This window comes from Psychrobacter sp. CX97, assembly GCF_057396285.1.
The window spans coordinates 158,774-185,283 of the sequence record NZ_JBXYJE010000004.1 but is presented as its reverse complement, the minus strand read 5'-3'; the positions used below and the strand labels follow the sequence as shown (position 1 = coordinate 185,283).

The following is a 26,510-nucleotide window of genomic DNA, read 5'->3' as shown; positions in this document are numbered from 1 at the left end:
CCAAAATTATTTTCACTTTATCCCAAGGTGGTTTTATATTCAACGGTTAAGCAGAATATTTTGTATCGTCAGTGTGAGATATCGTTATACAGGCTGTAGCTAGGGCATTATTTGTTGCTGTAGGCTGGTTTTAGCATATTAATAGGTGTGAAATTTTCAATGTTATAACAAATAATTTGTTATATTCACAAGCATTAATGGCTATTTAGCTTTAAACGCTGCACAAAAGGTCTCTATGTCAAAAAACTCGAAAAACTCACAAAGTGGCTCAAAAGTTAGGTTAAGAAGGTTAAAAAATAAACTACCCTGCCAGCACCATGAGGTATTAGACAGTGCTCTAAATCAACAGTCTATACTGAGTGTAATAAGCGCTTACATCATTAAAACCTTCATATTCCTAAGCTTGTTACTATCAGCATTGTGGCTTGGTTTTATCATGTGGTTTCATTTTGCCGACTATCCCTTGTTTAAAGTGGTATTTGGTACAGTTGCTTTCTCAGCCGCCACCATCACGTTATTGGGTTTTATGCGCCGACACCCTTATTGGGTGCGTGTATTACTTGGCTATGCTGCCTTATGGCTGGCCGCGGCAACTTGGTTTGTGCTGTTGCCTGCTAAGCAGGACAGAATGTGGCAGCCGCAAGTGGCTCGCGCATTAAGCGTAACTCGAGATGATACCAATCCGGATATTGTCACGCTACACAATGTGCGAGACTTTAGTTGGAAACGCTCCGACGGCGTTAATGTGAGTGTGCAAAGCGAGATACCTAGCTACAAAAAACTTGCAGATGATGCACAGGGTATTGAGGTAGTAGAAGAGCGCTGGCATAGTCGAACGATTGATATGAGTAAGCTTAGTGGTTTGGATGTGATTAACTCATATTGGATGGGCCCAGAAGTTGCACATACTTTGATAAGTTTTCGGTTTATTGATGAGCGTCCGCTTACTTTTTCAGTGGAGATACGCAAAGAAAATGGAGAGTCTTTTTCAGCGTTAGCTGGATTTTTTCGTCAGTTTGAAATGAGCCTTATCGCCGCAGAGGAGCGGGATATCTTATATACACGCTCGAATGTGCGTGGTGAGCACGTATATATTTTTCCGATTCGTGGTGTGACAATTAATGAAGTGCGTGGCTTATTTGAATCTTACTTAAACAGAGCAGAGACACTGCAACGTCAGCCACAGTGGTACAACACCTTGACCAGTAACTGTACCAACGTGGTGTTTGAAATGGCGAGACAAGTAAGCGGAGGACGCTTGCCTATAGATTACCGTATATGGATGTCTGGCTATTTGCCCAACTATCTCTTTGATATGGGTCTTTTATCCAGTAGTGATCAAGAAGCAAACGAGACCAATGATGTAAAAGATAATTATGTGGCAGAGCACTGGACGGTGGAAGAGTGGTATCAACATGCCTATATTAATCCGAAAGTAGCCGAGTTAAGTTTTGCCGAAAACAATACTTCTTATGTATATTCACAATTAATCCGCCAGAATCTTCCCGTGCCAATATTTAGCACTTTCGTCAGTAAATCACATGATAGGAGGGAAACCAATCTCAGCGCTGGTAGACAATAAGCACTCACAACAACTCTATTAATGAGATAAATTAGCTTACTAATAGGGCGGGAAATAACGCTTCTTTTAATAACCACCATGTGATGGGATCAGTTAGCTTGCGCCAAAAAGGGTCAAATGGTGGTGATACTGTTATAAATAGAACCAATATGGCGTACAAGCCTAGATAGTGAAAACGCTGGCTGTCCTTATAAAATTTAAAGGCAGTGCCAGATGAGTGTTTCAGACGTCTGTTTAATAAATCGACACTGTAAGCTTCATCTAGTCCCAAATGAACTAAAGTACCAATCATTAAGAATAAACCATACAGCCAGCTGACAATAGAAGAGCTCTCCAAAAAATAATAGTTAATGCACACTAGGGCCAATGCCATCACAGCCATGTAAGGAACAGAATGAATGATACCTCGGTGGGTCGTTAGACGGGTAAATATGTAAAAAACACCATAGCGAATTAAGGCATAGCCTGATATCCACAATGCCAACATAGACACTAAAGACAGTGAACTTCGCCATTGGATAGTTAAGGTAAACGCTAAGGCAAGTGACATCAAGTCAAAGCCTATGTTGATAGGTGTTGAATTATCAGAATCAATATCGGGAAGCAGCCCACCAGCAGTGCCGGCAAGCACGCATAGTAAAAATTCGTTAGCGTTGACCAGTCCTGCTTTATAAGCCACTAATCCTAGAACCCCACTGATAGAAAAGCCACCAGTGAGGTGTGTATTGAAATTTGCCACAACTATTTTACCTATTAATATCCAATCGCATTGATTTTTGCGATTCGAAGCATACTACAGGCTTAAGCGCTTAACAACTGTCCGTAACGGTAAGTTATACCTTTTTTGAAAATGAAAATATAGTAGGAGGGGTAAACCCTATGAGCCATAGTCGTAGCCATAATTGATTTATCAAACACACCATGATATTTGTAGGGCTTCCACTGGTTTTTCTCACTACTTAAGTTTTTGGCTTTAGTAGTAGGTTGTGTGTTTGTAAAGGCAGACTCAATTAGGTTCAAATATCTATGGATCTAAATATCTAAACATCTCTGGGTTTAAATATGTGTTCCATTCGTTTGGCTAAGCGAATATCATGGCTGCTAATACCGCTCACATCATGTGTAGTTAGTCGAACGTGCACTTTATTATATACGTTAGTCCACTCAGGATGGTGCTCTATCTCCTCAGCATGAAAAGCAACTTGAGTCATAAAGCTAATGGCTTCTACAAAACTCCCAAACTCATAAGTTTTGATAATGTACTGGCCATCCTTTGTCCAGCCTGGCAACTCGTCTAATTGTAGGGCAACTTGAGCGTCAGTAAGATGACTCATAAACTCTCCTAATAGATAAAAATATTTAGAATGGGGTATTGCGATTTTACCAAAAAATAAATTAGCAGTATCAACCTCACTGAGCCTACTAATTGTAGCGATGGTATAGTCAGCGAACTACTAAACGGTTACGGCGTTAACCTCGTTAAGCCTACTGCAGTAGTACTTGCACTCGGTTGCCTTGTAACCATTTTAGACTTCTTTGACTATAGCTTCTAGGGCTTGAACTTAGGGCTTGAACTCGTTTTTTGCTATTTTAATTTTTGGATGTGCTATGAATGCACTAAATCTTGGTACTCGGGATGGCGCTTAATATAAGACTCTACAAAGGAGCAGGCTGGGATTACCTTTTTGTTTTCCGCTTGAGCAAAATCTAAAGCATGCTTAACCAGTGCCGAACCAACGCCTTTACCGCCAAGTTCTTTTGGAACAATAGTGTGGTCGTATACTAAAGTGTCCCCTTGGTCCTGATAGCTGATGTAACCCGTGTGCCCGTCTATAGTAGTTTCAAATCGCTTTGCCTCAGTGTTGTGGGTAATGTTAACGTGTTCTTTCATGTGCAGATTCCTTTATATATTCTTTATATATTATAATCAATGACTGGTCGGAGTATTAAGCAATAAACTTATACCAGTCAATTAATACTCATATTATCTACTCTTAACACTCATTTAAGTGTTTGATTTTTACGTGTTATGGTATTAATTTGTACTACTTTATCACAAAGATATGATAGGAATGAGGGTGTTTGTTCTATTGCTATCGCATTTTCTTTTATAGCTCAATCGTTATCACTATGGATCCCATAGCTTATCCAGATTACCTCGCCGCTTATTCAGAACCAGTACAGTTTTATGCTAGCAGTGTAGTGGGTCTAATCTGTGATTGTTAGGCAGCTCGTATTAACGTATTAATTGGAAATAAGCCATCAAGTGGAGATGATAAGATGAGGCTAAGTATGCGATAATGCAGCCATCAATTGTTTTTAATTTTATAACTGCAAATAGTACAGAAAATCTGGCTACTGAAACTAGAGTAATGGAGTCTTAATGGCGCAATATATCTACACGATGAACAACGTGTCAAAACTTGTTCCACCTAAGCGTGAAATTCTAAAAAATATTAATCTTTCTTTCTTCCCTGGTGCCAAAATTGGTGTGCTGGGTATAAATGGTGCAGGTAAATCCACCTTACTGCGCATTATGGCGGGAGTAGATACCGATTACAGCGGTGAAGCCCGTGCCCAGCCGGGTACTAAGGTTGGCTATTTACCGCAAGAGCCCCAGCTTGATAATAGCAAAGATGTGCGCGGTAATGTAGAAGATGGCATGCGTGAGGCACTTGATGCGCTTGCTCGCCTTGATGAAATTTATGCAGAATATGCTGCGCCTGATGCAGACTTCGACAAGTTAGCCGAAGAACAAGGCAAAATGGAAGACATTATTCAGGCATGGGACGCACATAATCTAAATACTAAGCTAGAGAAAGCGGCTGATGCACTACGTCTACCACCTTGGGATGCTGATGTTAGCAAACTTTCTGGTGGAGAAAAACGTCGTGTGGCACTGTGTCGTCTATTGCTATCTCGACCAGATATGCTACTGCTTGACGAGCCAACTAACCATCTGGATGCAGAGTCAGTAGCGTGGCTTGAGCAGTTCTTACAAAATTACAGCGGTACTATCGTCGCCATTACCCATGATAGATACTTCTTAGATAATGTTGCTGAGTGGATATTAGAGCTTGATCGTGGTCATGGTTATCCGTATGAAGGTAACTATACACAGTGGCTAGAACAGAAAAACAAACGCTTAGAAGAGCAGCAAAAGCAAGAGGAGTCGTTTGCTAAAGCGCTTAAAAGAGAGCTTGATTGGATTCGTAAAAACCAAAAAGGTCAGCAAGCTAAGTCTAAATCGCGTGTGCAACGCTTTGAGGAGCTTAACTCAAAAGAGTTCCAAGAACGTAACGAAACGGCTGAAATTTATATTCCACCTGGCCCTCGTTTAGGTAATAAAGTGATTGAGGTTAATGATATCTCAAAATCTTTTGATGGACGTCTGCTTTATGAAAACTTAAGCTTTAATGTACCGCCTGCGGCTATCGTTGGTATTATTGGACCAAATGGTGCAGGTAAAACCACATTATTTAATATGATGACGGGTAAGGATGAGCCAGATACAGGGTCGGTTGAGCTTGGCGAGAGTGTCAGTGTGGCTTATGTTGGTCAGGTACGTGATAATTTAGATGATAGCAAAACCGTGTGGGAGGAAGTATCAGACGGCTTAGATATCATTAAAGTGGGTGATTATGAAACGCCAAGCCGTGCGTATATTGGTCGTTTTAACTTTAAGGGACAAGACCAGCAGAAGCTAGTTGGCAACTTGTCTGGTGGTGAACGTAACCGTTTGCAGCTTGCCAAAACTTTAAAGCAGGGTGCTAACGTTATCTTACTCGATGAGCCATCAAACGATTTGGATGTAGAGACGCTACGTGCGCTTGAGGATGCGATTCAAGTGTTCCCAGGTTCGGTATTGGTTGTGTCGCATGACCGCTGGTTCCTTGATCGTATTGCGACCCATATCCTCGCTTTTGAACCAGAAGGTCCAGTTTGGTATGACGGCAATTACTCTGAGTATGAGACGTACCGTAAGAAAATCTTAGGCGATGATGCCGGTCCTAAAAGGATGAAATATAAGAAAATTGCGACTTAATTTATCGAGTAGTATTAAAAACGGCATAATCTTCGAGTTATGCCGTTTTTTATTTAAGGTTTAATTTAAATAACATTCAACGATATCCAACACCACAACTTACGATTATTATATAGGGTCTACTTTAACCCTGTTTGTGTAGTTTTGCTCTACTACCTATGCTGTGTTAGCTTTGTTTTTACGGCTAAACTTACTCTGCTTTTTGTTGTTAATTTCATTAATCGCATGTTCAATCTCGTCCTCATCGAGCGTAGCGACATGTTGCAATACCTGCATCACATCAGGGCTCAGCACATAGTTTGAAAAGCGAGCGATGTTGTTAATACGCTCATCAAATATCAGGGTGTCTGTATCTTCATCCTTGCTTGCATAACCAAATCGTTCCAACGCACCGATAAAGCTGCTGAATAAAGCGCGATCAAAAAAATCTGGGATGTCATCGGCATATAAAACAGACAAACGCTGACCCAGCAAATGACATAAATCTATTACCTGGTCTGCCGTTAGATTGCCTGACCCTTGCTGTGCTAAAAGTGCTAACGTCATAAAGTATCGCTCAAGGCTTTGTGATACCGGAGCTGCCAACATAGTCAGTTGTTGATAGTTTTCACTGTTAGCTTCTGGCGTACCAAGCACATCGTTACCCAAATCAATGATTATGTCTTGTTTAATAAGACTGTCTAGCTGTTTGGTAATTAAGTCTGGTACATTGCGTGCGGCATAATATAAGAAGAGTTCGCCCTGTAAAAATGGGTACATTTGAGTAACGATACTGTCTAACTGTCTACGTTCGATACGGCCATTACGAACAATAAGGGCTGCTAAAAATGAAGACATAATGAACACATGCAAAATATTATTGCGAAAGTAGCTTAAAATTGCCGTTTGTTTAGGCAACACCTTGATCATATCGCCTAAAATATGGGGTGTGCGTTCAATAAGCTTTAATTTTATACCATAGTCAATAATAGCTTGCGGTAGCATATCGGTAATAATGGTGTCTTGATCATAAGGCACATCATTAGCAAGTCGTTGACATAGGGCAATTTGCTCACGGCATCTGTCTTCATCTAATGCCGCTTTAGGGGTAGATAACAGTACCAGCGACAATAATGAAATGGGATTGACCACCGCAGCTTTGTTAATATGCTGCATGATTTTAACACTCAGGTTATTAATCATGGCTGTGGATTTGTCATCAAGCGTGGTGTCATTGCGGTCAGCAGGCAGGGAGTTTGGCTCTACATCAAACTTCTTCATGAAGTCTTCCATATGCAGTGGGGTTCCAAAGCTGACATGCACATGACCAAAAATACGCTCAATTTTTCGGCTGATTTTCAGTAGACCTAATAAAGATTCAGATTCTTTCGGCTTACCTTTTAGTTCGCCAATATATGTGCCACCTTCCATGATGCGCTCATAGCCAATATAGGTTGGGATAAATACCATGGGTCTGTTAGATTGACGCAGTTGGCTATGTACTGTCATGGCAAGCATACCAAGCTTAGGGGGAAGTAAGCGACCTGATCGTGAGCGTCCGCCTTCAATAAAATACTCAATAGGGGTATTGCGCTGAATCAAGGTATGAACATATTCACGTAACACTGCTTTATAAAGGTGGTTATCTTTAAAACTACGGCGGATATAGAAAGCCACTGCACTACGTAGCAATGGGCCAATTATAGGCACATCCAGATTTTTACCTGCTGCCACGTAGGGTAGGCTTAGTCCCCGCTTAAAGATGACATATGTTAATAATAAGTAATCAACATGACTGCGGTGGCAAGGCACGTAAACCAGCTCATGATCAGCTGCTAATTCACGCACTCGATCAAAATGATGGACTTCAACGCCATCGTAAAGCTGAGTCCATAACCACGTTAAAAATCGGTCGAAAAAGCGAATAACAGAGTAGGAGTAGTCGTTCACTATCTCATTAGCATAATCACGAGCTAGCGTTTGTGCTTTACTGGTACTGATACCAGTGGATTCAGCTTCAACTTTACAGGCCTGTTTAATGGCAGGAGAGTAAATAAGCTTATCCACTAGATTACGCCTATCAGACAGGTCAGGTCCTAACATGCTTTTGCGCTTGTTGTCCAAATAGGCATTTAGCTTATATTGCACCAGTATCGATAAACTATAATTGGCTTCAGCAGCGGTCATCAAAGCCGTTGAGGAGGCACTCTGTTTTTGGAGGTTCAGTTTGGCTTGGTATAGAATATCGTCTTCATCTTCTGATGACAGTGTCATTAATGGGCTGTCACTAGACGTATGGTTTTCTAACGCATCACTGAAGACTTTATCAGTGAGCTCATTTGCTGAAGTGTTTGTTTGGCTAGTCAGCGAGTCAATAATGTCATGCAAAGATTGAGGGGGATGAAACTCGACAAATGTGTCTCGCCCCATTATGCCAATATTAAACAACTGTTTAGCTATAGAAGGCTCTTCCCAGTTATCTGCCATTAACAATTTAAACAATGAGTCTTCATTTTCTGGTGCACGCCCCCATAGTATAGACACTGGTACTACATTTATTTTTGGCGCATTATTCTGTCGGCATGCATTGACGAGCCTAGCAAGTCGTGGTGATACTTTACGATCGCCGGCATGAGGATGGTTTAAGAAGATAATAGCCGCATTCTCATCCACCTGATGTACCGAGTCTTCAACACCAACCAATGCCGGTGGGAAGCCGTACTCACGAGTCTGTAAGTCTACGAGTATACTATTGGAACGGGAATAATCTCTTAATACATAAAAGGTCAACGCATTATTGCTAGTATCAAGCGTTGGTAGCTCGCCTAGCAACTTAGGCTTAACAGCGACATCTAAAGTTTTACCAGATATCTTGCGATAAAGCTGATTCACTGAGCGTCCAGAACGAGAAATAGTATTGCTAGTAGCCGCTGCTTGCTCTTTTAAACTTTGCGCGGTATGCCGTGACGCAGATTTAGCCTCACGATGTTTTTTTTGTTTTTCCCGTTGATTTTTAAGACGGTTTTTTAAAGATTGTTTTAAACGAGATGGTAACATGATAAGTGGTTAAACCTATTAAAATTGATACCTCTATATTGCCATAAATTTATATAAAACGATACATTGATACGCGGATATAAACATAAGAGTCGACAATAGTAGTGTGAATATTATCTATTACTCATATCTTTTACTAAAATATTATCTGTTACTAAAGAGTGCCACGGTGTTAGCATAGACTACGTAGAGTATTAAATAAAACATGCGTTTTGTATGGTATGGCGGCTTATAGGATACTTTATAAATAATTTCATTGAAATATTTGATACTGTGTTTATATAAAAAGCTAAGGCTTAATGCAAAAAGCATCTAAAAATGTATAATGAGACCTTTTTATAGCATTTCATCATGTTCAGACTGCTAACCCTATCGGAGAGCCAAATGCCTGATTTTCATACACTTGTAGACCAGTTGTTAGAAACTGTAAAGCTGACTGAAATTAAGCCAGATGTGTTTGAAGGTATGAGCCGTGATTATGTGGGCAGTCGTATTTTTGGGGGGCAGGTTTTAGCTCAGGCTATCATGGCGGCCGCACATACTTTACAGGAGGATAAGCCCTGCCATTCATTACATGGCTATTTCTTGCGAGGTGGTAGTATCAACCAGCCTGTCATTTATCAAGTTAGACGGCTGCGTGACGGTCTTAGTCTATCCGCTAGAGAAGTGATTGCCGTGCAAAATAAAGAAGATGCAGATGGTCGTTTGGTTGAGCAGGTTGTATTTTCTATGATTGCCTCTTTTGCGCCCATGGAAGGTGGGCTTGACTATCAAGAAGATATGCCAGCCTACCCTCCACCAGAAGATTTAGAGTCTGAGCAAGTATTGAAAGAGCATTATGTGGGTAATGTGCCCGCAGGCTTACGAGAGCGTTTTATGCGGCCTCGCCATGTTGAAATTAAACCTGTGAAACCACGTGATCCCGTTCATCCAGAGCCCATGACGCCAAAGCAAGCAAACTGGTTGCGCATACCAAAGCTAGGGCCGCAACCAGTTGCTATTCAGCAAGCGCTCTTAGCACTATCTTCAGATTATTATTTAGTGGGAACAGGGCTGATGCCCCATGGTATAAGCTTTATGACCAAAGGTCTTCAAGCGGCCAGTATTGACCATTCGATGCATTTCCATCGTCCTTTTGATATCAATGACTGGCTACTTTATGACATGTGGAGCGATACAACATCGCACGCTAAAGGGTTAAACCATGGTCAATTCTGGCAAAATGGCAACTTGGTTGCCACGGTGCAACAAGAAGGTTTAATGAGGCTCAAAGGTTAAACTTTAAGTAGAGCATTTCAAAACCATAGCATTTTAAAGCAGCATCTCTGTCTACTTAACCAGTTCAATCGCGCCTTCTGCGACCATCTCAATTCTCTGCTCGCCGCCTGCCAGTGGGGCAGCAGCCTCATTGGTTGCTGCTGAATCTGCAGAGGTAAACATGGCATTGCCATAATAAGGTTGCGACGGCACATTTGTATTACTTTTAATAGATAAATTAACCAGTTCGTAGCGTGATGCTCCCCATGCGTTTTGGGCTACCTCTGCGCGCTGTTTAAAGCTATCTGTTACTTGTGTAATAAGCTGATTTTCAACGTCTTGGCGCTGCTTATCTGAAACACTAAAGTTTATATGAGCCACCTGTAAGCCTGCATCTTGAAGTACCCCAATCAGCTCGCTAGCGGCAGAAAAATCGGTACTAATCAACCTAAGCTCACTACGCATTGACCATGAGGTAATTTTGTTGGTTTTGTAATTGTAGTTAGGGTTTGTGTGTTGGCTGGCAGTTGAGAGTTTAACGTTTGGGTAGGCTTTGGCGGTTTCTAGCGCTGATTTAATCAACGGATTAATTTGCTGAGTTAGGCTTTTTGGATTGGCGGCCGATTTTTCAATAAATAACAAGGCTTCTATTTCATCATTATCAACACGCTGAACAGCATTGGCCTGAAGGTTAATGCGATCATAACTTTCAGTTTTACCACCTACAGAGTTATTAGGCATATTGCAGGCAGTCAAGCCAATAGCTATCAAGGAAACAAATAGCGCTTTAGGGAGTATTGATTTTAAAGTCATTGGTTTTCCTTGTAGATCTGAAGACAACGAGCAAATGTAAATGGTTGAGTCGATTATCGGATTTATAAAAAAGCAGCACCCTATAGCCCCTATCTTATTGATAGCACATGATAAGTTTGTGGTCGTAAGCTCTAGCTTTATTACTATTACTAATAGGATTACTTAGGGTGCGACATCGGTGTTAATCGATCAAGTGCGTAAACAAAAATCAGCTTTCACCACACCAATGATGAGGCACTACGTTGAGTGATAAAACCATCAGGTGTTTGCCCGTTATCAGCTTGCCAACGTGCAAACGCTCTACGGGTGTTTGATCCCAAAATACCATCGATACCATTAGTATTGTACCCTGCACTGGTCAAGCGTTGCTGTAAGCTTTTAACTTGCACGGTAGATAGAGGCTGCTCATAACGTGGCCAAGATTTTTGAATACCCCTTTGACCGGAAATAGCACGACCCAATAAGCTTACCCCCAACGCATAGTTTGACGAGTTGTTATATACCTTAATCACATCAAAGTTAGGGCTTAGCAGTAAAGCAGGGCCGTCTTTACCCGCTGGTAACCATAGCTCAAGCGGTGTGCCATCATCTATGTGTATACCATTGATAGGCGTTACTCCCATTGCACGCCACTGTGCCGCAGGTTGTTTCGTATTCACATAAGAAAAATCTAGTGATGGCGGCAAGGTAACTTCATAAAAAGGCTCAAGCCCCCGTACCCAACCAGAGTTGCTTAAATAATTGGCTGTAGAGCTGAGTGCATCCTCAGTTGTCCAAGGACTACGGCGACCATCGCCATTGCCATCCACACCTTCGGTTAGCCAAGTGGCAGGGATAAACTGAGTTTGTCCCATACCGCCTGCCCATGAGCCGTTTAATTGGGAAGAGTATACATCCCCACGTTGTAGCAACGTCAGTAAGGATAGCAATTGGTCTTCAGCAAACCCACGGCGGCGGCCATCATAGGCTAAGCTGGCAAGTGAGCTTGGAATATAGCTGCTGCCCGTTACCGCGCCATAAGAGGACTCCATACCCCAAATGGCCGCAATAATTTCGGCGTCGACCCCGTATTGTGACTCAAGCCTAGTCAATAAGCTGCGCTGCTTAGCAAACTTGCCCTTGCCAGTGCTAACCCTGCCGCTGGATACAGCAGAGTCAGCGTAGTCCCACGGCATTTTCGCAAATTCTGGCTGGCGAGAGTCCAGCGAAATGGCTTGACTATTTAAGCTAACCGTATCCATCAAACGTTGCACATCATAAGCATTATGGCCCTCAGCGATGGCACGTTTGGTAAAGTCTGATTTCCATTCGGAAAAGCTGTTATAAGTGGCATTAGGGACAGGCTGCGGCTTAGGTGGGGTTACTTTTGGCGGTTGCGGTTTTACCACAATCACTGGCGTAGGTTTTGTTTGTACTGGTTTTTGTTGTACTGGAGCCTGAGCACAGCCTACAAACACCAGTGCAGGCGCAATAAATAAACTAATTTTCTTTAACATAAACAGAAGTCTCACATTGTCTTGGTTTTAATTCTGAGGCGGTATAATAAGCACATATTGCCTATAAAAAAGTTGGTAAAAGCACTGTATCAACAAATACACATAAAGTCGATAATACACCATCATACTAGTGTAAAATTTTGAGACTTAACGACACGATAATAAAGATCATGATAACAACGTGTCAATTTATGAAATCCTTAGCACTCATCTTCAACACGTTTTAATAGCTTAAGCAAACATAGTCAGCGAACGACTAAACTGCTCTGGTGTTGGTCTCCCTAGATGCACTACTTGTGCAATCGGCTGTCTTGCACCAGTTTTAGAGATCTCTAACTATAGAAACTAAACTGAATGCCAAAAGATTGGAGATAAAGATAAGGAAAAATATGAGCCTTAATATCGGAGTTCTTAAGAAGGGGAGAAATATGCGAAGTATGATGAGTCTATTTTTTATGACTATGTCCGCTCCTCGTCCCTCGGCAAAAGCCTTATTAAGGCAAAGGGCATTAAACTTATCGAGTTGCAGGTCGTATTACACTTTTTAGCATTGCAGGAACATTGCTAATCAATATCAAGTAGCAAAGCGACTCCCCTACATTTTTGATATTCCAGTTGGTTATCTGCTCAGTTTATATTTTTTATTCCTAATCTGTAACAGGCCATTTTTCCGTTTGAATTTTGGCGATCTTTTTATATTAATATATATCTTATATATAATTGACACGTGGAAGGTCTTTTTTTGATATAGGGGGCGTATCATGATTAAGGTAGGCTTTAAACCCAGCGGACTAAAAACCCAGCAAAACTTAAACCATTATTTTCCACTTCAACGACATCATAAATACAAAACTATCAATGGTATAAAACCTCTATTACCTAAATAAATTCCTTTTCGATAGTCATAATCCGCCCATCAACAATGCTTTGTATCTTGTCCTCAATTTGACTGCATAAAGATTCAACCTCACGCTTAGAGGTTTGCACAACCACAAACGTCCATTCACTGGCGTCATGTCGGTCACGCTCGCCACTTTCGCAGACTGCAATAGCAGGATTTTTACCAAAGCGCTGATGTAGTCCACCCACCCGAGTACGCTTTTCTTTCAATGACCCACATCCGGGTAGGGATAAAGTTATCGTTAGGATAGCGATGTGCATATTATTCTCCGTATTCAATCGACCTTTAATTGACCTTTAATCGAGTTGTCATTGACCTAAAAAAAGTCTTAACCAACTACTTCCAATACCTTCAGCATCGCCTTCGGTAATCCCAGCGTTGCTTTTGCCTCATCTGCTGACAACCAAACCAAGTTAATATCCGCTTTTTCAAGGTGCTGTGTTAACGCTAACGATTGCTTATTATCCAAAATAAGCTGTTTAGGTTGCAGGTACCAATGGAAATGGGTCAGGGTATGTTTAATAGGGGAGTCGTCTAATAACCCATGACTAATCGAGACAGCATTTAAGCTATTATCTGCAACCCATTTATCAACTACTTGCTCAGCAAGCGTGTTTTCACTTTCAAAGGCGTTGTCTTCGTCCGATGTGGAAACCACATTTTTTCCAAGTGTCTTTTTGTCAAACTGCAACGGCAATACCCACAATCCGCCCCAAATACCGCTATCAGGACGTTGTAGCCATAGTATGTCGTTCTTAGGGTTACAAACAACCAACGCATTGCTAAATTTGCTGGGTTTAGGCTTCTTTTTGGCTTTCACCGGATAGTCCATTTCACGCCCCTGAGCATGAGCGATGCAATCATTACTAACGGGGCATTGCTCACAATTGGGATTGCGACGTGTGCATAAGGTAGCGCCCATATCCATCATCGCTTGAGCAAAGTGTCCACTATCATCTTTGGGTGTCAATCGTTCTGCCAATGCCCACAACTGTTTGGTAGTAGCCGACTTCATAATATCGCCATCATTACCTGCCCAGCGAGTCATCACTCGTTTGACGTTACCATCACAAATCACCCCGTAGCCATGCAGTCCCATTGCTACGATAGCACCTGCCGTTGAAGGCCCGACGCCAGAGATAGCTTCCCAACCCTCTAGGGTTTGCGGATACTCGCCTGTCTTTTCAATAATCTCGGCCAGTTGCTTGGCTCCTTTGTGCAAGTTGCGGGCGCGAGCATAGTAACCAAGCCCTGCCCAGTGTTCGGCTACCATATCCCACTCCGCATTGGCTAAATCTTGCACCGTTGGAAACGAGGTCATAAAGCGCTGAAAGTAAGGGATAACGGTAGTGACCTGAGTTTGCTGAAGCATCACTTCGGACAGCCAAACGATATAAGGGTTTGGAGTGTTGGTTTTGTGCTGTTGCCACGGTAGATCATGGCGACCATGTTTATCGAACCAGTTAAGGATGCGGGGAGCGAAGCTGTCAAGTGCGGAGGGTGTGTGGTTAAAGGTTTGAGATTTGGAGTGGGTTTCAGTTTGGGTTTCAGTTTTAGTTTTAGTTTTTGGATTAGCGGTTGGCTGGGTCATAGTGTCGCTTTTCAAATTAATTATTATTCTGTTATGTATTATACATAAGGCTTAATTTTTTTTGCATAAACCCTAAGCTATAACGGACGGCAATATAATGAATAAATAACATGGCAACTACCTGTATCGATCTATAATAGAGCACGTCAGTTTTAGTAAACAAGTTTTCTCTACCAAAATTATCTGGTAGAGAGTGTTTTAGTATAAAAATAAGTAAAATATCTGATAAAACCACCTCTATAAAGGCGGTTATCATACTAATATAGCTACATTCTTTCTTGTTTAGAGCTCTTTGCTGATTTTTATTAAATAATGTAATAATAAGTGTATTAAGGAAGAGCATCACAAAACTCGTCATTAATATCCAATCTAAATATAAGCCTAATTTTGATAAAAAAATAGGCAAAAAATGATAACTGATTGCATAGGGGAGAGCATATTTAAGCAAACTCTTAAGGCTTGATGTGTCTTCGGGTACTATAATGACAGCATTGTTTTTTTTTAGAACTAAGCATGCTATATAACTTGTTTACTATCTATTTTCTATAAAACTGGATTTCTGCTATTAATATGCAAGTTTGTAAATTTTATTTTATATATTTATATCTTAGTGGAAGCAAGTTATCTAATAGCGGAAGAAAGCTGGCGTAAACCACGATATATATATGCAAGCACACGATGTGACCGCTAGCCCTGATAGGAGCGGTATCCTGCTGGTCTGGGCGAGTTGCAGGGGCTAGATTTTGAGGTAGTATCGAGGCAACAGTAATGACTCAAATCGTGTCACTGCCTCGCCTAGACTGGCAAATACGAGCGAATAGCAGGAATAGCTACTAAATCGAAATTCAAAACCGCTCGACTAAAGCCACAGCCTACAACGTAAATTAATCAAGCTCGATTCATTACTTCCGATTCTTCTTAGCACGCTTACGGCGAAGCTTTTTTTCTTCAATCTTAGCCAACCTTTTCAGCTCGGCTTCTTCTCGTATCCGCTCCACCAGTTTGTCTTCTTCTTCCCGCATGGCAGGGGTTTCCAAAGTAATACGTCCCAATGTACCACTGCGTAATTCGTTAACCAAAATCTCAGACATACGGTAAGTATCCACCACACCGCCTTTTTTTAACAGGCCTCTATTACGACCTGCCACCTCGAAGAACTCCCAATCGGTTTGCGGTAAATCCTCTATTTTATAACGTTCTTTTAATAGGTTTGGGTACGCCTGAATCAAATATTCAGCGGTATAACTGGCGACATCCGAAAAGTCAAAAGCGGTGTCTTTAATGCCACCAGTGGCCGCTAAGCGAAAGCCAGAATTGGGGTTCTCAATCTTGGGCCATAGCATGCCGGGAGTATCGTAGAGCATGATGTCGTTGTCGATCTTTATCAGTTGTTGCGACTTGGTGACCGCTGGCTCGTCGCCTGTTTTGGCAATACTGCGTCCTGCTAGGCTATTAATAAGCGTGGATTTTCCGACGTTCGGTATGCCCATAATCAATACTTTGATTTGCCTGCCTGTGCCGGCTTTGTTTGGCATGAGCTGTTTGCAAATCTGAATGATACGTTTAACGTCAGAAGATTTATTTTCATCGCAGGCAATGGCTTTGGTACCTTCGGTTTTTTCTAAGTCAGCAATCCATGCCTGTGTTACGTTAGGGTCAGCAAGATCGGCTTTGTTTAGTATTTTGATAACGGGTTTGTCACCTCGTATCTTATCTTTATATAAGCTGGCGACCATAGGGTTTTCGCTACTAAATGGGATGCGTGCGTCGATTACCTCGATGACCACATCCATATCGGGCATGATTTCTTTGATTTCGTTACGCGCTTTGTTCATGTGCCCAGGGAACCACTGAATCGTTGATTGCATGATTTGTGTCATTACTGAATTGGCCTTTCGTTTCGCTTAAGTTGTAGTCGGTTGTATTGCCTCTAGTTTACCTTATCTCTGGATTTTTATGGCAGTGCTTTTGGTTCTTATTTCCTTTGATGTTCATTTGCAAGTATTAGTATTTAAACTTATATGCTTAATAATAAAAGATAATGAAACAATGAGATACTGTGGAATTCTGAATTGTTATTAACCTGTCTATAATGTGATATAGATGTGAGAAAGAAATATTTACAAAACTAAATATTACGTTTGTTAAATATAGTTGTATTAAATTAACCATTAGTTCAATATAAAGGTTGTGGATATGATTAACACTTTACAAAAAAAACCAGAGCAACGTGCCAAACAACAACGTGCCCTACAGACTAAGCGAAAGATTTTGAAAGCTGCACTTGTGGAATTTGGGTCGGCAGGGTTTGATGGCGTTTCAACTAGAGCCATAGCCAATAGGGCAGGCGTAAATCATACCCTCATTGCGCATCATTTTGGTTCTAAAGAGGAGCTTTGGAAAGTAGTTGCAGAGCAGTCGTTCGAAATATATACAAAGCAGAGCTTTGGACGGCGTGAGGCGTTACAAGGCATAGAGCCTGTGGTAATGATACGGGAGTTGTTAAAAGACTTTATTAAGTTTTGTGCCAATTATCCAGAGATATATCGTTTTTTGATACAAGCTAATCAAGGTGATTCAGAGTTATTAAATTGGGTGGCGGATAACCTCTTACGCTCTACTTATGATGAAGAATTGGATATCATCCGTCAGGCGCAAAAGCTTGGTGTGATGCCACAAGGGGATAGCCTACATATACGTTATTTGTTGATTGGCTCGGCAACCTCTATTTTTACATTTGCCCCTCAATTTGCAAGGTTATCAGGCAGAGACCCCTATTCAGATGAATGCATTGAGCAGCATGTGAATTATGTGATGTCGATTTTTACGACAAGCACCATAGAACCATGAGTGCTTAATAAGCGATAAACAATAAATCTGCTCAATTTAGTGTGTAGTAAAAACTTTTTAATATTATAAAGGTTAAGGCGTTTTACTATGAGCACAATTATTTTTTGGGGGTGTCAATCATTCTGTCAGATTTTGGTGTATTCCGCTATTAGTGGGCATTATTTTTATTGCCACTGAAATTTGTACCCTAGTACAATTACCAACAAAAGGATAAGCACATGAACAGTAATAATAAAACCACTGATAACAAATTCCCCCACCAGCCAGATGCCAATAGCACTTATTTACATAATTCTCCCGAAAAGACGTTACCTTTTGCCGATAAAATTGGCAACTATCAACGCAATATAGGCAGACCAAATGAGGCTTACAAAGACAGCAACGTTTATATCGTTGGTGGCGGTATTGCAGGGCTATCAAGTGCTTATTATTTTATCCGAGATGGTAAAGTACCCGCTGAAAACATCACTTTTTTAGAGCAACTTGATGTTTCTGGTGGCTCAATGGATGGTTCTGGTAATAGCGATCAGGGTTACATAATTCGTGGTGGTCGTGAGATGGAGTTTACCTATGAGAATTTTTGGGACATATTCCAAGATATCCCTGCGATAGAAATGCCAGAGCCTTATAGTATTCTTGATGAATACCGACTCGTGAATGATGATGATCCAAACTATTCTATCGCACGTCTAATGCATAATCAGGGTGAGGTGAAAGATTTTAGCCAATTTGGTTTAAGTAAAAAAGACCAGCTTGCGCTAATTCGTTTGTTATTAAAACGTAAAGAAGAACTGGATAATGTGAGGGTTTGCGACTATTTCAGTGAAAGCTTTTTAAGCAGTAATTTTTGGGCATTTTGGCGTACCATGTTTGCGTTTGAAAACTGGCACAGCTTGCTAGAATGCAAATTATATATGCACCGTTTTTTACATGATTTAGACGGTTTGAATGATATGTCAGCTTTGGTGTTCCCTAAATACAATCAATATGATGGTTTTATTGCGCCATTACGTAATTACTTGCAAAAACAAGGCGTGAAGTTTGAGTACAACACCTTAGTGACTGATCTAGAGATTGAGTTTGACAGTGCTGACGACTATACCTCAAATAAAACGGTAAAAGCGATTGTTATTCAGAGAACGGATAGTCAAAAAGCTGACAGTCAGAAAGCTGACAGTAAAAAAGCAGATGACGACACAGCAAGGGAAACTTCGACCATACAAATTACTGATAAGGACTTTGTGATTGTCACAACTGGCTCGATGACTGAAGATACACGCTACGGCGATGGCAATACAGCGCCAACCTTAGACTTTACGCCTGATAATATGGGGCAATCAGCGGGTTGGACACTTTGGAATAATTTGGCTAAAAAATCAAAAGTATTTGGTAATCCTGCTAAGTTCAACGGTAATGTGGATGAGTCTGCGTGGATGTCTGCAACCTTGACCTGTAAGCCTTCGGCATTGGTTGAGAAGTTGAAAACCGTTTCGGTAAACGACCCATATTCAGGTAAAACTGCCACTGGTGGTATTATTACCTTTACCGATTCTAATTGGGTAATGAGCTTTACCTGTAATCGTCAGCCACATTTCCCCAACCAACCGAAAGATACCTTGGTGCTTTGGGTATATAGCTTATTAATGGATACAGAGGGTAACTACGTTAAAAAAGCCATGCCAGAGTGTACAGGAAATGAGATTTTAACCGAGCTTTGCTATCACTTAGGTGTCATTGATGAGTTAGATGATGTGCTGGCAAATACCATTGTTAGAACTGCTTATATGCCCTATATTACCTCGCAATTTATGGTACGTGCACAAGGTGACCGCCCTGAAATTGTACCGCAGGGATGTACAAATTTAGGATTGGTGGGTCAGTTTGTTGAAACGCATAATGATGTGGTATTTACTGTGGAAAGCTCGGTGCGTACAGGACGCGTAGCAGTGTATGAGCTACTTGATGTCAAAAAACAAGTGCCTGATATTGACCCTTCACAGTATGATATTCGCCATTTATTACGTGCTGACAATACTTTAAATGATGGCAAAGGCTTTATTGGTGAAGGTATATTACGCAAGTTATTGACAGGCACTTATTATGAGCATATTTTACCACCTGTCAAAACTAAAAATGATGAGCGAAAAACGCGAGATGAAATGACGAAAAACGACTCATTTATTACCCAGCAGTGGGAGGCAATTAAAGGAATTTGGCATAAATAGTTCTACCAAATTTGACGATTGCTATGTTGAGTAATAGGCTTTAAATAAAAAAACGCACATTTTTGTGCGTTTTAATCATAGGGTAAAATTTTAAATTAAAAAGATATAACCTAAAAAATAGATTATTTCAACTTCTCACGCATAAACTTAATCATTTTATCCCAGCTTTGTTTGGCAGCGGCTTCGTTATACCCTAAGTCTATGCCGTTGTCTGCTGCTCGTTTATCTGCATTTGGGTTACTAAAGCCGTGTTTTGCATTGTCGTAAACATCTATTTGATAATTGACATCGGCATTGTCTAGCTCTGCCTTTAAGTTATCAATAGCCTCCATAGAAACCATACTGTCGTCTTTACCATGCGCCACCAATACTTCTGCTTTAAACTTACCTTTTTCAGCGGGATATATAGGTGCTGGGTTACCGTGGAAACTCGCCACTGCTTTAATTGGCATACCCACACGGGCCATATCTAAAGCTATTTTGCCGCCAAAACAAAAACCCGCTACCCCTAAGCGATTACGGTCAACTTCCATTTGATCGCCAAAGTCATTTAAAATAAGCTCACAGCGTGACATCAGCATGTCTTGATCTTCGAGCATTTGGCTCATCCACTCGTTGGCTTGAGCTGCATCAGCAGTGAGCTTTCCTTCGCCATAAACGTCCATCGTTATCGCTGCAAAGCCAGCTTTAGCCAAACGTTCAGTGACCTCGCGTGGGTATTCAACAACGCCCCACCATTCTGGTGCGACTAAAATACCGGGCGCTGGATTGTGCTCATCAGCACCTTCAGGCAAAGCAATGTAGCTAATTAGTTCCATACCGTCAGAGGTAGTTGAGGTAATTTCGTATGTTTTTATACTCATAATTTTTCCTTTAGCGTTATAATGTTTTAGTAAGTGTGATTTATTTAAGTGTCATTTATTTAAGTGCTATTTATTTACGTGATTTTCTATACAGCCTTTAAATGCGACTATACCGCACTTAAATGTGACTTTATGCAAGCAACGATCTATATATCGTCGTCTTTCTATAAATTCACGACGCAGTTAACCTAGTTTTTTGTCCTGCTTCTCCAAGCCAGCTCTTATCTGTACTTAGTTACCTTATTGTAGTGAACTTATATGAGAGCGACTATATTGACTCTTTATTTAAATAAGAGTCATAACATAGCTATTTATAACATAGCAAAGTTAAATGATAAATTCGATTGCAAAATGTTATGGGTACGTATGGAATGAGAATTTCATAGAGTGAGAACGCCAATGAAAACAATGCAATTGGGTTATGAGAGTTAACTTAAATTTAAACTATGGAATGCAGCACTGTGAACACCAATACATTTACGAATGAGTTACCTGCAAAACAGTTACGTCCAAATTTTTGGCAACAGTATGCTTTGAATGAGCTGACCGAGGCTGAATGGGAAGCATTGTGTGATGGGTGCGGCGCTTGTTGCCTAGAAAAGTTCTTAGATGTTGATGAGGATCCATCTGATGTGGCTTATACCAATGTGGCTTGCCGCCTGCTGGATTGTAATACAGGGTATTGCTCAAACTATGTAAACCGTCACCAGTTTGTACCTAGCTGTGTGTCATTAACGCCTGAGAATGTAGGTAACATGATGTGGCTACCGAGCAACTGTGCCTACAAGCGCTTATATTTAGGAGAAAGCCTGCCAAATTGGCATTTATTGATAACTGGCAATGTTGAGCTAACAAAACAAGGCATGCGCGACGCTGGAGTCGGGGTGGCTGGGCGGTGTGTGAGTGAAGTTGGTGTGGCTGAAGAAGAGCTAGAAGATAGAATTATTCAGTGGGTAACTGCTTAGAGGTAACACTCATAATATAGTTGGTAAACTTATAAATAGCTACGGTATAAACCGTGCTTAGCCTAAAATGGTCGTACTTTCACTTGGTTGGCTTAAATTGATTTTAAAGTTCTTTGACTATAATTTGACTATAAAAAGGAGCCTTAGTGGCTCCTTTTATAGTCGTGAGTTAAGATTTAGAAACGAGTTTACCAAGACACCTGATTAGTTGACAAATTCAGGATAGGCTTCTTGACCACACTCTGATAAATCGCCACCTTCATACTCTTCTTCTTCACTAATACGAATGCCCATAACTGCTTTGATAATACCCCAAACAATTAGACTGGTTACGAATACCCAGACAAATATAACGGCTGCACCACCAAGTTGTCCTAAAAAAGTCGCATCGGAATTTGTAATTGGTACAATTAATAGACCAAATAGACCGACCACACCATGAACGGATATCGCACCTACTGGATCATCAATTTTTAGTTTATCTAAAGATATGATTGAACACACTACAATTAAGCCAGCAATAAGCCCAAACACAGTAGCTAATAATGGTGTTGGGGTATCTGGTCCTGCGGTAATGGCAACGAGGCCGGCTAAAGCACCATTTAATAGCATGGTTAAATCTGCTTTACCAAAGACGAGGCGTGCAAGAACTAGGGCACCAATCGCACCTCCAGCAGCTGCGGCATTGGTGTTTAGGAACACCATAGCAACAGCATTGGCACTAGCGATATCGCCAAGCTTCAATACGGAACCACCGTTAAAGCCAAACCAACCCATCCACAAAATAAGGGTACCCAAGGCAGCAAGAGGTAAGTTCGCTCCTGGAATGGCACGAATTTCACCATTTTTACCATATTTTCCTTTACGAGCCCCAAGGAGTAATACGCCCGCTAATGCAGCAGCAGCACCAGCCATATGAACAATGCCAGAGCCTGCGAAATCGCTAAAGTTTAACTCGCCAATAAACGGTACTGGGTTGCCGCCCCATGTCCAACTTCCTTCCATAGGATAGATAAAACCAGTCATCACAACAGCAAAGGCAAAGAATGCCCAAAGCTTCATACGTTCAGCGACGGCACCCGATACGATAGACATACAGGTTGCGACGAACACTACTTGGAAGAAAAAGTCAGAGGCTGCTGAATAGACAGAGTCACCACCGAAACCGTTTTCAGCTGAAGAAGCTAGCGCATCGGCAACTAAAGTTTCGCCACCTGCAATGCCACTTAAGAAGAAACCACCGCCGTACATAAAGTGGTAGCCACAAACCAAATACATGGTACAAGCGATGGCAAATAGTCCAATATTTTTAGTTAAAATTTCAGTGGTGTTTTTAGAGCGAACAAGACCCGCCTCTAACATGGCAAAACCGGCTGCCATCCACATGACCAGTGCACCACATATTAAGAAATAAAAAGTATCTATGGCATACTGAAGTTCAAAAATATAATTTAACTGATTTTCCACGATGATTCCCCCTTGGAATACAATCAATAGTAATGAGATATTGTTTTGAGTCCATGAACGTATGGTACGTAAGATTTTTTGAGCACTTAAGTGACGACACGCTTAGGTTCAATATTTAATTTAAATAGCGTCAGGACCAGTCTCACCGGTACGAATACGAATCACTTGTTCTAGCGGGGAGATAAAGATTTTACCGTCACCGATTTTACCTGTACTGGCGATGCGAGTAATGGCTTCAATAGCAGGTTCTACCATCTCATCTGTGACCGCCGCTTCAATTTTAACTTTGGGTAAAAAATCAACCACATACTCTGCACCTCGATACAGTTCTGTATGACCCTTTTGACGACCAAAACCTTTAACCTCAGTAACGGTCACACCTTTCACGCCAATTTCAGATAACGCTTCACGGACATCGTCAAGTTTGAAAGGCTTTAAAATAGCAGTAATCAGCTTCATAGGGAGCTCCTTAATATTAGTTTCGATATCGGTTTAAGAAATATTCTTTTTAATATATCTGTCGTATTCAATATCGTTATTACTTTGATTCAAGAATCGTGCCATTTAAAAAACGAAGGGGGAAGACGCTTTTTAAGTGAGATTTGCATCAAAGTAGTGCAAGTAAAAATTGCGATGCACCATAAAAGCATACACCGCGCCAGATAAACACCATTTATAGTGAGATTATTATAGCGAAGTTTAAGGGTTGGAGGTTAAGGGTTAGTTAGCAATTTGTGAAAGAGTCTGATTGGGATAAACGAAAATGATAGACATCAACAAAATTATCAGTAGTATCAATCGAATTTATTAATAAGAATATTGAGGGTAAATTAGTGCATGTCTTCATATATAGTAATTTATACAGACAAGCGCTACTACATACGAGGGTAAAGTAAATATGGTGTGCTACTGGCTTTTAGCAATTCACGGGTATCGCTGCCTCGTAATAGCTCACGCAAACGCGACTCGCCAAATGCGCCAGTCATGAGTAAGTCAAGCTGATGTTCTTGTTGGTAATACATTAAGGCCGCGGTAATGTCACGGCTATTAACGAGTGCTTTTTTACATTTAATACCCGCTTGTTTTAGGCGAGCATAAGCTTCTCGCACAGCGTCTTTATTGGTTTCATTCTCGTCGCCAACCATGACCACATGTACAGTCATGTTACGAACCAGTGCATTGTCACATAACCAATCAAGTAGGGCATGACAAGTTGGTCGATTATCAAAAGCAAATAGAGCAGTTTTGGGGGTGGTAAAAGAGGTATGGGTAACTAATACAGGGCAGTCGCTCATGCGTATGAGCTGAGCTAACGTATTTTTACAGGTTACTTGATGACCAATGACAACCAGCTGTGCATCTTTGTCAACATAGTCAAGGCTTGCTGCAACTGTTGCGTGACGATGCAAGGTGTATATGGGCTGATCATATCGCCCTTTTTTTTGCTGGCAATACTCATTTGCTTGCTTGAGTAAGGCACGACCTTGATTATTTAATTTGCCATTACTGTCTTTCTCCTCAAGGGTAAATTGATTCATCATGTGTACGTCATCGTCGCCTACAAGACATCCTGAGTAGTCGATTGCAGCGGCACGTGCTCTTTGAGGAGAAGCGTAGAGCATCCCTAAAGGTGCTTGCAACATTTTTGCTGCCCATATACTGGCATTTAGTACAGCTTGTATATGTGTCGGCGCGTCTAAACAAGCAATGACACTATCAGGACGTAAGTTGCTCATGAAAATCACCCAAAGGAATAGGTTGATAAATTAATACTCATTATACCTAGTTAGTTATAATGGTATTGACGGTTTTAATCAAGAAATTAAAAGATCCTACTTTAAATTAAAAAAGTAGGATGGCAATCGTTTGACGCTTTGCAGTTCGCTCGCTGTATCAGTCTAATAAACCAATATCTCGGCGGTCATGTACTGAAAAGCGATCAATAAGAGTTCGGCTCGCCTCGTTAAGCCCCACGACTTTTACTTCAACCCCTTCACGCTGAAAGCGCATGACCATTTTATCGAGTGTATCAACGGCAGTGACATCCCAGAAATGAGCATGACTGACATCAATCTCTACTTTATCTAACGCTTCTTTAGTATCAAAGCTCTCTAAGAACTGGGTTGTTGAGGTAAAAAATACTTGACCTTGTACATAATAATAGCGCGTATTACTCGGCTCATCATACTCACTAAATACGGTAAGAAACTGGCCAATTTTATTAGCAAAGAACAAGGCAGACAACAGCACACCTACCAACACACCGTAGGCTAAGTTATGGGTAAATACGGTTGTAAGGACTGTGGCTAACATAACGACATTAAACGACATAGGATGTGTTTTAAACTCTCGCAACGATTCCCAGTTAAATGTACCAATAGAGACCATAATCATAACCGCCACTAAGGCTGCCATTGGAATTTTACTGACCCACTCACTCAAGAAAACGACTAAGATGAGCAGTACCGCGCCAGCGATAAAAGTGGATAAGCGTGTACGACCGCCAGATTTCACATTGATGATTGATTGACCAATCATAGCACAGCCAGCCATGCCACCAAAGAAGCCTGAAACTACGTTTGCCACACCTTGACCACGACATTCTCTATTTTTATCACTACTGGTATCGGTTAGATCATCAACGATGGTTGCTGTCATCATGGATTCAAGTAAGCCCACTATCGCAAGCGCCATTGAATAGGGCGCAATAATTAGTAAAGTATTAAGGTTTAAGGGAATATCCGGTATCAAAAACATGGGCAGCGTGTCGGGTAGGTCGCCCATGTCTCCTACGTTACGGATATCTAAGCCAAGATACATCGCTATAGCCGTTAAACCCATAATACAAATTAATGGAGAGGGTATTAGTTTACCAATTTTGGGGAGTAGGGGAAAACCGTAGATAATCGCAAGACCAGCAGCCGTCATAATATAGACAGGCATACCGATTCGATCGCCAGCAGCTGGGTTTAATGCGGGAACAAGCTCTGGAAGCTGCGCCATAAAAATTAAAATAGCAAGGGCGTTAACAAACCCAATGACGACAGAGCGGGAAACAAAGCGCATCAGGTTACCAAGTTTAAATACGCCCATAATAAACTGTATGGCACCACACAATAACGTGGCAGCCAGTAGGTATTCAAGCCCATGATCTGCCACGAGTGTGACCATCACTAAAGCCATGGCCCCAGTGGCTGCCGATATCATGCCTGGGCGGCCGCCGACAAAACTAATAACGACAGCAATACAAAATGAGGCGTATAGCCCCACTTTAGGATCAACACCCGCAATGATAGAAAATGCAATTGCTTCAGGTATTAAAGCCAGTGCAACCACAAGTCCAGAAAGTACGTCGCCACGCACATTAGAAAACCACTCATCTCGCACGGTATCTATAGAAGGAAAGATCATATTGTCAG

The 26,510-nt window shown here is 41.2% G+C and carries 20 protein-coding genes; 6 read left to right on the top strand and 14 right to left on the bottom strand.

Annotated elements, in window-relative coordinates; translation table 11 throughout:
* The first annotated feature begins 235 nt into the window (after nucleotides 1–235).
* Nucleotides 236–1,582, top strand: coding sequence for an Lnb N-terminal periplasmic domain-containing protein (locus tag AC2SLL_RS05020; protein WP_486530580.1), 1,347 nt, complete (start codon nucleotides 236–238; stop codon nucleotides 1,580–1,582).
* Nucleotides 1,583–1,613: 31 nt separating this feature from the next.
* On the opposite strand, the gene AC2SLL_RS05015 is transcribed toward AC2SLL_RS05020, so the two are convergent.
* The 3 genes from AC2SLL_RS05015 to AC2SLL_RS05005 form a co-directional block, all read right to left on the bottom strand.
* Entirely contained in the window at nucleotides 1,614–2,321 is a 708-nt protein-coding gene (locus AC2SLL_RS05015; RefSeq protein ID WP_486530579.1) for a metal-dependent hydrolase, read from the bottom strand.
* Between the two features lie 301 nt (nucleotides 2,322–2,622).
* A complete protein-coding gene (locus AC2SLL_RS05010; RefSeq protein ID WP_486530578.1) occupies nucleotides 2,623–2,916 on the bottom strand; it encodes a 4a-hydroxytetrahydrobiopterin dehydratase in 294 nt (97 codons plus the stop codon).
* 272 nt (nucleotides 2,917–3,188) lie between these two features.
* Nucleotides 3,189–3,473, bottom strand: coding sequence for a GNAT family N-acetyltransferase (locus AC2SLL_RS05005; protein ID WP_486530577.1), 285 nt, complete (start codon nucleotides 3,471–3,473; stop codon nucleotides 3,189–3,191).
* Nucleotides 3,474–3,965: 492 nt separating this feature from the next.
* Here AC2SLL_RS05005 and ettA point away from each other — a divergent pair, with 492 nt between their 5' ends.
* Nucleotides 3,966–5,627 carry an energy-dependent translational throttle protein EttA gene (gene ettA, locus AC2SLL_RS05000; protein ID WP_486530576.1) on the top strand — a complete coding sequence of 554 codons (1,662 nt, stop codon included), beginning with the start codon at nucleotides 3,966–3,968 and terminating at the stop codon, nucleotides 5,625–5,627.
* Between the two features lie 156 nt (nucleotides 5,628–5,783).
* Here the strand turns inward: ettA and plsB are convergent, their stop codons facing one another.
* Nucleotides 5,784–8,663: a glycerol-3-phosphate 1-O-acyltransferase PlsB gene (gene plsB / locus AC2SLL_RS04995; RefSeq protein WP_486530575.1), complete on the bottom strand. Its 2,880-nt coding sequence runs from the start codon at nucleotides 8,661–8,663 to the stop codon at nucleotides 5,784–5,786.
* 384 nt (nucleotides 8,664–9,047) lie between these two features.
* On the opposite strand from plsB, the gene AC2SLL_RS04990 reads away from it, so the two are divergent.
* On the top strand, nucleotides 9,048–9,941 hold the full coding sequence (locus tag AC2SLL_RS04990; RefSeq protein WP_486530574.1) for an acyl-CoA thioesterase: 894 nt from the start codon (nucleotides 9,048–9,050) through the stop codon (nucleotides 9,939–9,941).
* Nucleotides 9,942–9,992: 51 nt separating this feature from the next.
* Here AC2SLL_RS04990 and AC2SLL_RS04985 read toward each other — a convergent pair whose 3' ends face one another.
* The 5 genes from AC2SLL_RS04985 to ylqF all read right to left on the bottom strand — a co-directional run bounded on the left by AC2SLL_RS04985 (nucleotide 9,993) and on the right by ylqF (nucleotide 16,601).
* Complete coding sequence (locus AC2SLL_RS04985) at nucleotides 9,993–10,733, bottom strand: SIMPL domain-containing protein (RefSeq protein ID WP_486530573.1); 741 nt, start codon at nucleotides 10,731–10,733, stop codon at nucleotides 9,993–9,995.
* Between the two features lie 215 nt (nucleotides 10,734–10,948).
* Complete coding sequence (locus AC2SLL_RS04980) at nucleotides 10,949–12,229, bottom strand: lytic murein transglycosylase (RefSeq protein ID WP_486530572.1); 1,281 nt, start codon at nucleotides 12,227–12,229, stop codon at nucleotides 10,949–10,951.
* Nucleotides 12,230–13,108: 879 nt separating this feature from the next.
* Nucleotides 13,109–13,390 (bottom strand): DUF503 domain-containing protein, encoded by a 282-nt coding sequence (locus AC2SLL_RS04975; RefSeq protein WP_486530571.1) that lies wholly within the window; start codon nucleotides 13,388–13,390, stop codon nucleotides 13,109–13,111.
* Nucleotides 13,391–13,458: 68 nt separating this feature from the next.
* Nucleotides 13,459–14,721, bottom strand: a complete 1,263-nt coding sequence (mutY, locus tag AC2SLL_RS04970) for an A/G-specific adenine glycosylase (protein WP_486530570.1) — start codon at nucleotides 14,719–14,721, stop codon at nucleotides 13,459–13,461.
* A gap of 902 nt (nucleotides 14,722–15,623) precedes the next feature.
* Entirely contained in the window at nucleotides 15,624–16,601 is a 978-nt protein-coding gene (ylqF, locus tag AC2SLL_RS04965) for a ribosome biogenesis GTPase YlqF (RefSeq protein ID WP_486530569.1), read from the bottom strand.
* Nucleotides 16,602–16,917: 316 nt separating this feature from the next.
* Here ylqF and AC2SLL_RS04960 point away from each other — a divergent pair, with 316 nt between their 5' ends.
* Nucleotides 16,918–17,571, top strand: coding sequence for a TetR/AcrR family transcriptional regulator (locus AC2SLL_RS04960; protein ID WP_486530568.1), 654 nt, complete (start codon nucleotides 16,918–16,920; stop codon nucleotides 17,569–17,571).
* A 218-nt stretch (nucleotides 17,572–17,789) separates the two neighbouring features.
* Nucleotides 17,790–19,796, top strand: coding sequence for an oleate hydratase (locus AC2SLL_RS04955; protein WP_486530567.1), 2,007 nt, complete (start codon nucleotides 17,790–17,792; stop codon nucleotides 19,794–19,796).
* A 122-nt stretch (nucleotides 19,797–19,918) separates the two neighbouring features.
* Here AC2SLL_RS04955 and AC2SLL_RS04950 read toward each other — a convergent pair whose 3' ends face one another.
* Nucleotides 19,919–20,659: a dienelactone hydrolase family protein gene (locus tag AC2SLL_RS04950; protein ID WP_486530566.1), complete on the bottom strand. Its 741-nt coding sequence runs from the start codon at nucleotides 20,657–20,659 to the stop codon at nucleotides 19,919–19,921.
* A gap of 461 nt (nucleotides 20,660–21,120) precedes the next feature.
* On the opposite strand from AC2SLL_RS04950, the gene AC2SLL_RS04945 reads away from it, so the two are divergent.
* Nucleotides 21,121–21,624: a YcgN family cysteine cluster protein gene (locus AC2SLL_RS04945; RefSeq protein ID WP_486530565.1), complete on the top strand. Its 504-nt coding sequence runs from the start codon at nucleotides 21,121–21,123 to the stop codon at nucleotides 21,622–21,624.
* Nucleotides 21,625–21,828: 204 nt separating this feature from the next.
* Here AC2SLL_RS04945 and AC2SLL_RS04940 read toward each other — a convergent pair whose 3' ends face one another.
* The 4 genes from AC2SLL_RS04940 to AC2SLL_RS04925 all read right to left on the bottom strand — a co-directional run bounded on the left by AC2SLL_RS04940 (nucleotide 21,829) and on the right by AC2SLL_RS04925 (nucleotide 26,502).
* Nucleotides 21,829–23,091, bottom strand: a complete 1,263-nt coding sequence (locus AC2SLL_RS04940; RefSeq protein ID WP_486530564.1) for an ammonium transporter — start codon at nucleotides 23,089–23,091, stop codon at nucleotides 21,829–21,831.
* Nucleotides 23,092–23,211: 120 nt separating this feature from the next.
* On the bottom strand, nucleotides 23,212–23,550 hold the full coding sequence (locus AC2SLL_RS04935; RefSeq protein ID WP_486530563.1) for a P-II family nitrogen regulator: 339 nt from the start codon (nucleotides 23,548–23,550) through the stop codon (nucleotides 23,212–23,214).
* Nucleotides 23,551–23,966: 416 nt separating this feature from the next.
* A complete protein-coding gene (locus AC2SLL_RS04930; RefSeq protein WP_486530562.1) occupies nucleotides 23,967–24,827 on the bottom strand; it encodes a universal stress protein in 861 nt (286 codons plus the stop codon).
* 157 nt (nucleotides 24,828–24,984) lie between these two features.
* Nucleotides 24,985–26,502, bottom strand: a complete 1,518-nt coding sequence (locus tag AC2SLL_RS04925; protein WP_486530561.1) for a SulP family inorganic anion transporter — start codon at nucleotides 26,500–26,502, stop codon at nucleotides 24,985–24,987.
* Between the last annotated feature and the right edge of the window lie 8 nt (nucleotides 26,503–26,510).